Source organism: Hymenobacter sp. FMD4 (assembly GCF_058932745.1).
In genome coordinates, this window is record NZ_JBZYWH010000017.1 from 98,918 (window position 1) to 111,739 (window position 12,822).

The 12,822-nt window shown below is 55.5% G+C and carries 11 protein-coding genes and 1 tRNA gene; 8 read left to right on the forward strand and 4 right to left on the reverse strand.

The features are described 5' to 3' along the window. Positions 1-58 precede the first annotated feature (58 nt). The 4 genes from AC5FXY_RS15525 (at position 59) to lpxB (ending at position 3,738) form a co-directional block, all read left to right on the forward strand. Positions 59-958 (forward strand): ABC transporter substrate-binding protein, encoded by a 900-nt coding sequence (locus AC5FXY_RS15525; RefSeq protein WP_493557615.1) that lies wholly within the window; start codon positions 59-61, stop codon positions 956-958. Continuing rightward, on the forward strand, positions 955-1,959 hold the full coding sequence (locus AC5FXY_RS15530) for a FecCD family ABC transporter permease (RefSeq protein WP_493557616.1): 1,005 nt from the start codon (positions 955-957) through the stop codon (positions 1,957-1,959). The genes AC5FXY_RS15525 and AC5FXY_RS15530 overlap by 4 nt, the downstream gene beginning before the upstream one ends. Before the next feature lie 84 nt (positions 1,960-2,043). Then, entirely contained in the window at positions 2,044-2,463 is a 420-nt protein-coding gene (locus tag AC5FXY_RS15535; RefSeq protein ID WP_493557617.1) for a 6-pyruvoyl trahydropterin synthase family protein, read from the forward strand. A gap of 159 nt (positions 2,464-2,622) precedes the next feature. Continuing rightward, entirely contained in the window at positions 2,623-3,738 is a 1,116-nt protein-coding gene (gene lpxB, locus AC5FXY_RS15540; protein ID WP_493557618.1) for a lipid-A-disaccharide synthase, read from the forward strand. 147 nt (positions 3,739-3,885) lie between these two features. On the opposite strand, the gene clpX is transcribed toward lpxB, so the two are convergent. The 4 genes from clpX to AC5FXY_RS15560 all read right to left on the reverse strand — a co-directional run bounded on the left by clpX (position 3,886) and on the right by AC5FXY_RS15560 (position 7,809). Further along, positions 3,886-5,112: an ATP-dependent Clp protease ATP-binding subunit ClpX gene (gene clpX / locus AC5FXY_RS15545; protein WP_493557619.1), complete on the reverse strand. Its 1,227-nt coding sequence runs from the start codon at positions 5,110-5,112 to the stop codon at positions 3,886-3,888. A 317-nt stretch (positions 5,113-5,429) separates the two neighbouring features. Continuing rightward, positions 5,430-6,134 (reverse strand): ATP-dependent Clp protease proteolytic subunit, encoded by a 705-nt coding sequence (locus AC5FXY_RS15550; protein ID WP_493557620.1) that lies wholly within the window; start codon positions 6,132-6,134, stop codon positions 5,430-5,432. A 135-nt stretch (positions 6,135-6,269) separates the two neighbouring features. Then, entirely contained in the window at positions 6,270-7,598 is a 1,329-nt protein-coding gene (tig, locus tag AC5FXY_RS15555; protein WP_493557621.1) for a trigger factor, read from the reverse strand. Positions 7,599-7,724: 126 nt separating this feature from the next. After that, positions 7,725-7,809: transfer RNA gene (locus AC5FXY_RS15560), tRNA-Leu, on the reverse strand. Positions 7,810-8,161: 352 nt separating this feature from the next. Here AC5FXY_RS15560 and AC5FXY_RS15565 point away from each other — a divergent pair. From AC5FXY_RS15565 to AC5FXY_RS15580, 4 genes are all read left to right on the forward strand, one after another. Further along, positions 8,162-10,369: a RelA/SpoT family protein gene (locus tag AC5FXY_RS15565; RefSeq protein WP_493557622.1), complete on the forward strand. Its 2,208-nt coding sequence runs from the start codon at positions 8,162-8,164 to the stop codon at positions 10,367-10,369. 69 nt (positions 10,370-10,438) lie between these two features. Beyond that, positions 10,439-10,909, forward strand: coding sequence for a Fur family transcriptional regulator (locus AC5FXY_RS15570; protein ID WP_059072716.1), 471 nt, complete (start codon positions 10,439-10,441; stop codon positions 10,907-10,909). Further along, complete coding sequence (locus AC5FXY_RS15575) at positions 10,906-11,256, forward strand: STAS domain-containing protein (protein ID WP_493557623.1); 351 nt, start codon at positions 10,906-10,908, stop codon at positions 11,254-11,256. Before AC5FXY_RS15570 ends, AC5FXY_RS15575 begins: the two co-directional genes overlap by 4 nt. Further along, a complete protein-coding gene (locus AC5FXY_RS15580) occupies positions 11,256-12,527 on the forward strand; it encodes an adenylosuccinate synthase (protein ID WP_493557624.1) in 1,272 nt (423 codons plus the stop codon). Before AC5FXY_RS15575 ends, AC5FXY_RS15580 begins: the two co-directional genes overlap by 1 nt. The last annotated feature ends 295 nt before the right edge of the window (positions 12,528-12,822 follow it).

Below are 12,822 nucleotides of genomic sequence, written 5' to 3' on the forward strand. Positions count from 1 at the left end.
ACATGACGGTCAACGGTCACGGTTCCCCAGCTCCCTTATCGGCTACTTTTACTTTCTCATGCGCCAACTATATCCGTTGCTGCTCGGGGCCGTGCTCACGGCCTGCTCCCAATCTCCGGACGCTGCCAAAACGCCGACGTCCCAAGCACCCACTCGCATTACCGTACAGGATGACCTCGGTCGCTCCGTCACCATCCCGTCCCAGCCCAAGCGCGTCATGGCGCTGGCCGCGTCCATGACCGAAATGCTTTTTGCCGTGGCCGATACGGCTACCATCGTGGCCCGTACCCAAGCCTGCGACTACCCCGCTGCGGCGCTGCGCAAGCCTATAGTAAGCAGTTATCCGGTTGATTTCGAAGGCATCGTGGGCAAGCATCCCGACATTGTGTTCACCGTCGAAGGCATGACCAGCGCCGCCGACGCCGCCCGTCTGCAGGAACTGGGCATCCCGGTCTACTACCAGCGCTACCGCCGGGTGGAAGACATCTTCCGCGGCCTCCGCGACCTGGGCCGCATCCTTGGCCGCGAGCAGCAAGCCCGGCAACTTACCGATTCGCTGCAGCGCGAGCTGGCCAGCCTGCCCGCTACTGCCGGCCCCAAGCCGCGCGCCCTGGCCATCACCTGGCTCGACCCGATTTACGCCTACGGCCGCAATACGCTGTTTACCGACAAGATTCGCCTCGCCGGCGGCCAAAATGCTCTACAGGATTCGTTTCCGCAGCCCTATCCGGCCCTGACGCGGGAGTATATCCTGAAGCTGAACCCCGATGTGCTAATCGGCGGCCGCCTTGGCAAGCTCGATAGCACGTTCTTCCGCATGTATCCCGAGTTGCGCCGTATCCAGGCTTACCAGACGCGCCAGGTATATCCTGTCAACGGCGACCTGATGGCCCGGCCCAGCCCGCGCGTTGTCGAATCCGTACGCGAGCTGTACCAGCTGCTGCATCCTGCCTCATGAGCCGTCGTGCGCCGTTGTTGTTTGTGGGCTTGTTGCTGACGGCAGCTGTGCTGCTGGTCGTCGGTATCCGCTTGGGCAGCATCGAAAGCGCCGATTACGCCATGCTCTGGCAGGCCATTCAGCACTACGACCCCAACAATGCAGCCCATTTAGTGCTCTTCGAGTTACGCCTGCCGCGCTTGCTGTTGGCCCTGCTGGCCGGGGGCGGCCTTGCCCTGAGCGGCTACCTCATGCAGGCCATGGTCAATAACCCACTGGCCGACCCTTACTTGCTGGGTACGGCTTCCGGGGCATCGTTGGGGGCGCTGGTGGTAAGCGTGCTACTGCCCACCGCTAGCGGCCTTACACCTTGGATCCTGCCCATCGGGAGTCTGGCCGGTGCCGTCGGCGCTACACTGGTAGTTGTAGGTATCGGTTCCCGGCGCGGCCGCCTGATGCCGGCGCAGCTGCTGCTGGCCGGCGTGGCCGTTGCGGCTTTGCTTAATGCCTTGGGCGGCCTCATCATTTTCCAGGCCCAAACCGATTCTCAGTTGCGAGCCGCCGTATCGTGGGCATTCGGCAGCCTGGAGCGGGCTGGCTGGAACTTGCTAATCGGGCCAGCCATCGTGGTTGTCATCGGTCTGATGCTGGCCTGGGCGCTGCAGCGCCACCTGAACGTGTTGCTGCTGGGGGAGGAGCGTGCCGCTGCGCTGGGCTTAGACGTGAGCCGCACGCGCTGGACTTTGTTGCTTACTGCCTGCGGCATTACGGCCGGCGTAGTAGCTCTGTGCGGCCCGCTGGGCTTTGTCGGGCTGATCGTGCCGCACATCACGCGTAGCCTGCTAGGCGTCACTGGCCGACTGAATATTGCCTTCTGTGCCCTGCTTGGCGGCACCTTCCTACTAGCCTGCGACCTGCTCGCCCGCTGGCTGCATCCACCGGCCGGCCTGCCAGTCGGACTTATTACTGCCCTGTTCGGCGTACCGTTCTTCGTATATTTGCTGCGGAAAAAAGGGGCTTAGGGTCTTTGCACCGTGTGCAGCTTGGAATTATGACAGCCGCACATGCGTAAGGCCCCAAGCCCCTCAGTCTCTAAGCGTCTCCCAATGATTTACCTCAGCCGCCAGGAGCACTTCAACGCTGCCCACAAACTCTACAATCCCACGTGGAGCGAGGAGCGCAACAAGGAAGTGTTCGGGCCTTGCGCCAATGCCAACTGGCACGGCCATAATTACGACCTCATCGTCACCGTAAAAGGTCTGCCCGACCCCGAAACCGGATTCATTGTCGATTTAAAGGCGCTCAGTGTGCTCATCCGGGACCACATCATTCGCTACGTCGACCACAAAAACCTCAATCTTGACGTGCCTTTCATGGCCGGAAAGCTGGCCAGCACCGAAAATCTGGCTCTGGCTTTCTGGGAAATTTTGCAACGCGAGCTTCCAGCTATTACCAGCACGGCCCAGCTGCACTGCGTCAAGATCTACGAAACGCCCCGCAACTTCGTCGAATACTACGGCGAGTAAACCAATCAAAAATTAAGAATTAACAATTGAGGGTTATTGGTCGCAGAGCGAAATCAAGCTTTTGAGAAGTCAGGAATAATACTCCGCACTCTTGGATAGCACCGTTCGTTTGTCCACTAATTCCGGTTTTAATTCTTGATTTTTCATTCTTCATTGAGAATGAAATACTACCTCATTGCCGGCGAACGGTCCGGAGACTTTCATGCTGCCCGCCTTATGCGGGCCCTACATAAGCAGGATTCCACGGCCGAGTTTCGTTGCTGGGGTGGTGAAATGATGCAGGCCGAAGGGGGCCACATGGTGCACCATTACGATGAAATGGCCATCATGGGCTTCGTGGAAGCTGCCACCAGTATCTTCAAGTTTCGTCGCTTTCTGAAGGAATGCGAGCAGGACTTGGTGGCCAACAAGCCCGATGTGCTGATTTTGGTTGATTACGCGGGCTTCAACATGCGCGTGGCCAAAATTGCCAAGGCGCATGGTATCAAAGTCTTCTACTACATCTCGCCTAAAATCTGGGCTTGGAACCAGAGCCGCGTCCACAAGATCAAGGCCTTGGTAGATAAGATGTTCGTCATCCTGCCCTTTGAGCGGGAGTTTTACCAGCGTTTCGGCTATGATGTCGACTACATCGGTAACCCCACGGCCGATGCCGTGCACGAGCACGCTGGTACCGACGACTTCTACCAGCGCAACGGCTTTGATCCGAACCGTCCGATCATTGCTGTGCTACCCGGCTCGCGCAAGCAGGAAATCGAGGAAATGCTCTTCGAAATGCTGCGCATCCTGCCGCCTTTCCTGGATTACCAGTTCGTGGTGGCTGGCGTTTCCAATCTCGACCGCAACTACTACAATCACTTCGAGCGCATCAACGTGCGCATGGTGTTCGAGCAGACCTACGACCTGCTACGCCACGCTAAAGCGGCCGTGGTCACCAGTGGTACCGCTACCCTCGAAACCGCCCTCTTCGACGTGCCGCAGGTAGTTTGCTACCGGACCAGCGCCATTTCTTACCAAATAGGCAAAGCAGTCATTAAGGTACCCTACATCTCCTTGGTGAATCTAATTGCCGAACGTCCGGTAGTAAAAGAGCTCATCCAAGGCGACTTCACCGCCCGTAACCTCGTCACCGAGCTGCACCGCTTACTCGACGATAAGCAATACATAGCCGAAGTAAAAGCCGGCTACGCGGAAATTCGCGAGAAGCTAGGCCGGACAAATGCGGCGGAAAAGGCTGCAGAACTGATGGTGGGGTACCTGCAAGGCAAGTCGTAGGTAGGGTGACTTGACGAAACCAATCCATGGTCTCGTAAGATCAACTCGTGCGAGTACTAGCAAGCTTCTTCATATCACGCAGAACGAAAAAGCGAAGGGGCGCTGGAACAATTGTTCCAGCGCCCCTTCGCTTTTTCTTAGCAGAAATTAAGCCGCCCGCAACTGCTTCAGCGGCGACTTCTCAAACTTCTCGTGTGCGTAGTCCAGGTCAATGACCAGCTCTGTCGTGTCCGTCATCGACGGCATATCGAACATGGCATCGGTCATGATGCTTTCGCAGATGCTGCGCAGGCCACGGGCTCCGAGGCGGTACTCGTCGGCTTTATCCACGATGTAGTCCAGCGCCTCGTCGGTGAAGGTGAGGGTAACACCTTCCATCTCGAACAAGCGGTTGTATTGCTTCAGGATCGAGTTCTTCGGCTCCGTCAGGATCATACGCAGCGTGGCCTTGTCCAGCGGGTTCAGGTGCGTAAGCACCGGCAGACGGCCAATCAGCTCGGGAATCAGGCCAAACTGCTTCAGGTCCTGAGCCGTGATGTAACGCAGGAAGTTGTTGGTGTCCACCTTCTCTTCCAGCATGGTCTTGGCAAAGCCCAGCGGCTTGGTGTTCAGGCGGCTCTTGATGATACGGTCGATGCCCACGAAGGCGCCACCGCAGATAAACAGGATGTTTTCCGTATTCACCGTAATCATCTTTTGCTCGGGGTGCTTGCGGCCGCCGTGCGGGGGCACATTTACCGTGGTGCCTTCCAGCAGCTTCAGCATGGCTTGCTGTACGCCTTCACCACTCACGTCGCGAGTGATGCTGGGATTGTCGCTCTTGCGGGCAATCTTATCCACCTCGTCGATGTACACGATGCCACGCTCAGCGGCTTCCACGTTGTAGTCGGCGGCTTGGAGCAGGCGCGTCAGAATGCTTTCCACGTCCTCGCCTACGTAGCCGGCTTCCGTCAGCACGGTAGCATCGGCAATGCAGAAGGGTACCTGCAGCACCGAGGCCAGCATCTTAGCCAGGAAGGTTTTGCCGGTGCCAGTTTCGCCTACCATGATGATGTTCGATTTCTCAATCGTCACGTCATCCTTGGTGGTCGGCTTTTGCATCAGGCGCTTGTAGTGGTTGTATACTGCTACGGCCAGCACTTTTTTCGCTTCATCTTGGCCTACCACGTATTGGTCGAGGTATTCCTTCATGTCGCGTGGCTTCACGAGGTTAAACTTCGGCGCCTTGGCATTCGAACGAATCTTGTTCTCTTCGTTCAGAATTTGCTGCGCCTGCCCAACGCAACGCTCACAGATGTGGGCGTTGATGCCGGAAATCATGATGGAAACCTCGCGCTTGCTTTTGCCGCAGAACGAGCAGGTGATATCTGCCATTGTCGAAGGAAAGTCGAAAATCTAACTGTATCGTCCCTAGTTGGGTAATACAGACTCAAAGGTACGAATTCGGAAACGCCCCGCGTACACGGAAAAGTGCCGTTGGACGACGCTTCTATAAAAAGAACAACCGTCTCATCCTGAAGTTACCATTCAGGATGAGACGGTTGCATGGACGGCGGCTCACACAGCAAACTTTGTCGCCGAACGGCCAGAATTACTAGCCGGATCAGCCGCCGAATGATTTGTCCTGCCAGGCTAAGTGAATCACCCAGTGGCGCCAAGTATTACACCTTGCTCGGCAGGACAAGCGAAAATTACTTTTCAAGCTTGTGACGCTCCAGTACTTCGTCGATGATGCCATATTCCTTGGCTTCGTCGGCGCGCATCCAGTAGTCGCGGTCGGAATTGTCGTGCACTTCCTGGTAAGTTTTTCCAGTGTGCTTCGCCAAGATGTCGTACAGCTCCTTCTTGAGCTTGAGAATCTCACGGGCCGTAATTTCAATGTCCGACGACTGACCTTGCACGCCGCCCGAGGGCTGGTGAATCATGACGCGGGCGTGGGGCAGGGCCGAACGCTTGTCCGTAGCACCGCCAGCCAGCAGTACTGCACCCATAGAGGCCGCGAGGCCCGTGCAGATGGTGGCTACGTCCGGACCCACGTACTGCATGGTGTCGTAGATGCCCAGGCCGGCGTACACCGAGCCGCCCGGCGAGTTGATGTACAGCAGGATGTCTTTTTTCGCATCAGCCGACTCTAGGAAGAGCAGCTGTGCGGTAATGATATTGGCAATGTAATCGTCGACGGGCGTGCCCAGGAACACGATGCGGTCCATGATCAGGCGCGAAAACACGTCAATCTCGGCGAAGCGCGTGGGGCGCTCCTCAATAACCGAGCGCGTCATGTTCGTGACGAAATGGCTGGACTGGCCTTCGATGTGGTGTAGATACTGATCGACACCCAAGCCGCTCAGGCCTTGGCCCTTAACGGCGAATTTGCGGAATTCCTGTTTGTTCAGCATTGACTGAAAAAGGTAGGAGGATGGTTGGTACGGCATGACACCGGCACAAAGCCGGGAAGCAAAGGGTACGAAAAAAGCCCTTACTCCGACGAAGTAAGGGCTTTTTTTTAGTGGGAATCAACCCGCAGCGCAGATTTACGCTTGGGGCTGGTTCCGGAAGTCCTCGGCCGTCATCGGCTGGTCTTTAACAACAATCTGACCACGCAGGTTATCGAGCACCTTCTCTGCCAGAATGGCTTCGTACTCCTGTACGTAGTTCTTGCCGTTCTCCTGGCGCAGGTAGTTGTCGGCAAAACCGCGCACCGATTCGCGCAGCTCTTCCGATACTTCTGGCATGTTGAACTGGGCCATGATCTTGTCCATGGTGCGCTCCAGGATTTCCTCGTTCGACACCTTCAGGCCTTGCTCTTCCACCACTTTGTTGCGGATCAAAGACCACTTTAGCTCCTTCTCATAGTCGGAGTAGTGCTCCTCTACTTGCTCAGCCGTTAGTTTGCCTTTGTTGGCAGCTACGAGCCACTTTTTGAAGAACTCCTGGGGCAGGGCGATTTGCGTCTCGGTTACGATCTTATCGATCAGACGACGGTTCAACAGGTTGTCCGATTCCCGGTCGTAGTTCTCCTGGATAGTTTCGCGCACTTTAGCGTCGAAATCTTCCTTCGAGGCTACGGTGTCTTTGCCAAACACCTTGTCGAACAAGTCCTGATCGTACTCGGCGTGCTTCGAGCGGTGGATTTTCTCCACTTCGAAGGTGTATTCGCCCTCTACGCCAGCGGCTAACTCTTTCGACATGCCCGAGAAGTTGGCAATAGCCGAAACGTCACCCGCAAAGGCATCTTTCAGGTCGAACGTCACCACGTCGCCTTCTTTCACACCGATAAACTTGTCGGCGCCGTTCTTCACCTTGTTGGTCGGCAGCAGCACTTTCTGCGAAAACTCAGTGGTTTCCTGCTTCAGCTGCCCCGAGATGTAGTCACCCGCTTCCGAAGCCTCGGGGTTGGTATTTTCACCGAATTGACGGCCAATCTGCTCGTACGTCTCGTCCAGCGTGTTTTGGTCGAGCTCCACTTTCGGGCGCTCCACTTCAAACGAATCACCTACGGGCAGCGAAAAATCCGGAATCAGGCCTAGCTCAAACTGAAACTCAAACTCCTTTTCCGTATCAAAATCTACGTTAGTGGGAACCGGCAGCGGGTCGCCCAGCAGGCGCAGGTTGTTTTCCTTGATGTAGCCATCCACCGACGAACTCAGCAGGCGGTTGATTTCGTCAACCAAGATGCCCTTACCATACATCTTACGCACCAGCCCCGCGGGTACTTTCCCCGGACGGAAGCCCTTAATCTGCGCACGCTTGCTGGTTTCTTTGATTTGCTTTTCTACAGCTTCTGTGTAGTCAGCTTCAGTGAGGCGTACGGTCAGCAGAGCGGCCTGCTGTTCGTCTTTTTTGTCGAGGGTGATGTCCAAAACGAGTCGGAGATTAGAGAGTAAAAGGCAAAAACCCGATCAGGGAATAAAAACAAGCCCCCAACGCACCGGGGCCGGGGTGTTGAGGGCTTGCATCGTTGTGCTGCCGCCGAAGCAGCAGGGGAGTGGTGCGGATGGAGGGACTCGAACCCACACGCCTTGCGGCACCAGATCCTAAGTCTGGCACGTCTACCAATTTCGCCACATCCGCATACACGGCCGGTTGCCGCGGGGCCGCAAAGCTAAGCAAGAGTGTTGCAAAAATCAAATCATTGTGTCAAGTTGACGGCTGAGGTGTGCTAGGCAGAGGTAGCAACTTCTTCTTGAGCTGTTACATTGGGCTCGGTTGAATTTAGATTGGCTACACGCTCTTATTGAAACGTTGGGTAACGACTGCTCTCTTTGCGCTGTTATATTGGTAAATACCACCACACCCAACTGCCCCTTCGCTGAGCAGAACTATTCATTCGAACAGTCCAGCTCCGCAAGCAGGAGCCTACCGGGTAAGGTTTTCGTACCTTCGTCTGCCGCCTTCCGCAAGCGGCCCGCAGTGCTTTTCGCCAATGGCAACTCTTATAGATCCTGAGGTAGAGCGGCAGGAAATCCTGCGCCACTACCGCCGCCTGCTTCGCACCGCCAAGCCTTACCTAAAAGAAGGCGACGCCAAGCTCATCAAAAAGGCCTTCAATACTTCGCTGGAGGCCCATAAGGACATGCGCCGCAAGTCCGGGGAGCCGTACATTCTGCACCCGCTGGCCGTAGCGCAGATCGTGGTGGAGGAAATCGGCCTCGGGACCACCAGCATTGTGGCGGCCCTGCTGCACGATGTGGTGGAGGACACTACTTGGGAAATTTCCGACGTGGAGCGGGAGTTCGGCTCCAAAGTCGCCCGCATCGTCGACGGCCTGACCAAGATTTCGGGCGTGTTCGATTACGGCACCTCCGAGCAGGCCGAGAACTTCCGCAAGATGCTGCTGACGCTGTCGGAAGACGTGCGCGTTATCCTTATCAAAATCGCCGACCGCCTGCACAACATGCGGACGCTCGATTCGATGCCGCGCCATAAGCAGCTCAAAATAGCTTCGGAAACCATCTACCTCTACGCGCCGCTGGCCCACCGCCTTGGCCTGTACGCCATCAAGAGCGAACTGGAGGATCTGCACCTGAAGTACACCGACACGGAAACCTTCCGGGAGTTGACGCAGAAGGTGCGCCAAAGCCGCGGCGCCCGCAACCGCTTTATCAAGGAGTTTGTGGCGCCGCTGGAAGATGAGTTGAAGCTGCAAGGCTTCGATTTTGAAATCAAAGGCCGGCCCAAGAGCATCTACTCCATCCTGCGGAAGATGCGCAAGCAGAATATTCCTTTCGAGGAAGTGTATGATCTGTTTGCCATCCGTGTCATTCTAAACGTGCCGCCCGAGCAGGAGAAAGCCGCTTGCTGGCGCGTCTATTCCATCGTCACCGATTTTTATCAGCCCAATCCTGACCGCCTGCGCGACTGGGTGAGCACGCCCAAAGCAAACGGCTACGAGTCGCTGCACACCACCGTCATGTCCCAGACCGGCCAATGGGTGGAAGTTCAGATCCGCTCCAAACGGATGGATGACATTGCCGAGAAAGGCTACGCGGCGCACTGGAAGTACAAGGACACCGGCGCCGTACAGCCCGAATCCAGCTTGGAAGCGTGGATTGCGAAGGTGCGTGAGATGCTCGAAACTAATAACTCCAGTGCCTTGGAGTTTATGGACGAGTTTCGCCAGAACCTGTTTGTCAAAGAAGTTTACGTCTTTACTCCGAAAGGCAAGCTCATCATCTTACCGGATGGAGCTACGGCACTGGACTTTGCCTTCGAAATTCATACGCACATCGGTCTGCAGTGCCTCGGTGCTAAAGTCAATCAGAAGCTGGAGCCGCTGAGCTACCGCCTGCGCAACGGCGACCAGGTCGAAATCTTGACCTCGCAAAAGCAACGGCCCACGGAGGAGTGGCTGAGTTATGTAACCACCTCCAAAGCCCGCACCCGCATCAAGGACTACATCCGCGACGATAAGCGTGCGAAGGCTGAAGACGGCAAGTTCTTGCTTGAAAAGCGTTTTGAGTTGTTGGGCCTGGAGCTAAATCAGGACAACCAAAACCGCTTGTTGGCTCACTATAATGTGTACAACCTTCAGGAGTTCTATTACCGCTTGGCCATCGGCCAGATAGACGGGCGAGAAATCAAGGAAAGCCTGTTTGATCCAGCTACGTCGGCGCCACGCAGTCCTTCCATGCTCGAGCCAAAGGCCTTCGATCAGGAAGTGCAAAAATTGCGCGGTGTACGCCCCGATATGCTAGTGATAGGAGAAAAGACCGACACCATTCGGCACACCATCGCCACTTGCTGCAATCCCATTCCCGGCGACGACGTGTTTGGGTTTGAAACTGACGAAGGCATCGTGATTCACCGCACGTCCTGTCCCAAGGCTACTAATTTGATGTCGAGCTTCGGCAACCGTATCGTGCGCGCCAAGTGGACCGAGCAACTCGAACTAGCCTTCCTGGCCGGTATCCGCATCAAAGGTTCCGACCGTGTCGGCCTCGTCAACGACGTTACCAAGATCATTTCCAATAGCCTCAAGGTAAACATGCGCTCCATCACCATCGATTCTGATGATGGCATGTTTGAAGGGCAGATCATGGTGTTCGTCAATGACACCGCCCACCTTGAGAAGCTAATCCAACGCCTCAGCCGCGTACGCGGTGTGCTGTCCGTCGAACGGTTCGGTTCCTAAAGGCCGTTATCGTTCCTTCAGTACGTGACAGTACAAGTTGGTACACCTAAGTATATATAGGAGCAGCAAATGCTTGATGTTGAAAAATACGAGGAGGTAAAAAAGATTTTCACTGCCTACCTCGAAAGCAAAGGATTGCGCAAGACCTCGGAGCGGTACGCCATTCTAGAGGAGATTTACTCGCGCACGGGTCATTTTGATGTAGAAGAGCTCTATGCTGGCATGAAAGAGCGCGGCATTCAGGTAAGCCGTGCTACGGTTTACAATACGCTCGATTTGCTCGTCGAGCATCACCTCGTCAGCAAGCACCAGTTTGGACGCAACCTCGCTCAGTACGAGAAATCGTACGGCTATCGGCAGCACGACCATGTCATCTGCACGGAGTGCCACAAGGTGGTGGAGTTCTGCGACCCCCGCATCCACGGCATCCAAACCATGGTCGGGGAGTTATTGAACTTCCATATCTTGCACCACTCCTTGAATCTTTACGGCATTTGCGGCGACTGCCGCGCCAAAGCCGCTCGTACTACCACCGAATGAAAACTGACGCCAACTTACAAGACGGCATCCTGTCAGTACGCCTCACCGGCGACCTGATTGGCAGCCCCGATTCCCAACAGCTCCTACAAACCGTTGATCAACACCTCGGCGACGAAGCCGTAAAGCTCTGCTCTGTTGATCTTTCCAACGTCCGCTACGTCAATAGCTCCGGCATCGGCGTATTAGTATCGCTACTGACTAAGTTTCGTAGCCGCGGTGGTGAATTAGTGCTGATCAACCCCGCTGAGCATCCGCGGAAGATGCTGGCACTTACCAAGCTTACTTCTATTTTCACCATCGCCGACGACGAGGCAGCTGCTTCCAGCTTGCTCAAAAACGCCAACTAATGCCAGTAGACGTACTCGTCGGTCTCCAATGGGGCGACGAAGGAAAAGGTAAAATCGTGGACGTGCTTGCACCCACGTACGATGTAGTAGCTCGTTTTCAAGGCGGCCCCAACGCTGGTCATACGCTTACTTTCAACGGTACCAAGCACGTCCTGCACCAGGTGCCCTCGGGTATCTTTCACCCGCATATTATTAATGTAGTCGGCAACGGCGTTGTTCTCGACCCCGTCGTGTTCCGCGAAGAGTTGCGCAAGCTCAGCGCGCGCGGCGTTGATGGAACGGCCAACCTCTACATTTCTAAAAAAGCCCAACTGATTCTTCCTTCGCACCGCGCGCTGGACCGTATCTGGGAGGAAGCCCGCGGCGGCGGCAAAATTGGCTCTACGCTCAAAGGCATTGGACCGACCTACCAAGACAAAATTGGCCGCACCGGCCTGCGGGTAGGGGACATCCTTCGTTCTGATTTCAAACAGCGGTACGAAGAAACTGTAACTCGTCACCGACAGCTTGCAAACTTTCACCAACGCGAACTGGAAATCGAAGATGCCGAGCCAATCTTTTTTGAAGCGGTTGAAGAGCTTCGTCAACTCAAACTGGCCGACACCGAGTACCTCCTCAACGATCTGCTGGCCCAAGGCAAGCGCATCCTAGCTGAAGGCGCCCAAGGCTCGCTACTCGATATCGACTTTGGGACCTACCCTTACGTTACCTCCTCCAGCACCGTCGTAGCTGGCGCGTGCACCGGCCTCGGCATTGCCCCTAAGCACATAAATAAGGTATACGGAATCAGCAAAGCCTATTGCACCCGCGTGGGTGGTGGCCCATTCCCTACTGAGCTTCACGATGAAGTAGGGGAGAAGATTCGCCAAGCAGGCCGCGAGTTCGGATCCACTACTGGGCGCCCCCGACGTTGTGGCTGGATTGATTTGCCCGCTCTCCGATACGCTATCATGCTGAATGGCGTCACTGAAATTCATTTGATGAAAGCCGATGTGCTTTCTGATTTTGATGAGATCCGCGTTTGTACCCACTACAAAGGTTCCGACGGCACCCGCACCGAGCAACTACCTGACCTAGCCGAGCTGCAGGAGCTCTTTCCGGAGTACATATCGATGCCCGGGTGGCAAACCAGCCTCGACGATATCTCCGAATCCATAGAATTGCCAAAGGAACTGACGGCCTACGTGAAATACCTTGAGCAGCAGTTGCAGGTGCCAGTCTCTATAGTAAGCGTAGGGCCAGACCGCACGAGCACCATTCACTTGAATTAGGATTACCGTTAAAAAAATGTGAAAGGCCCGCTTGACATTACACAAGCGGGCCTTACCTTTGTAATCCCAGTTCGGCGAACGGCCAGCTGTGACGTCCAAATCAGGAAGTTTGAGTTTTTTCAGTCGGGCTCTTGACTTTTTAAAACTGAAGACATTACCTTTGTACCCCGCTTCAGTAGGAGGCAGGTTTCGAGACTTCGCCAGCGCTTCTCTGAAAAAAAAACAGCGGTTGGAACTTGGAGGGAGGCAAAGAAGTTGAGTACTTTTGCAGCCCGGTTCGAAACGCGAACGGGCT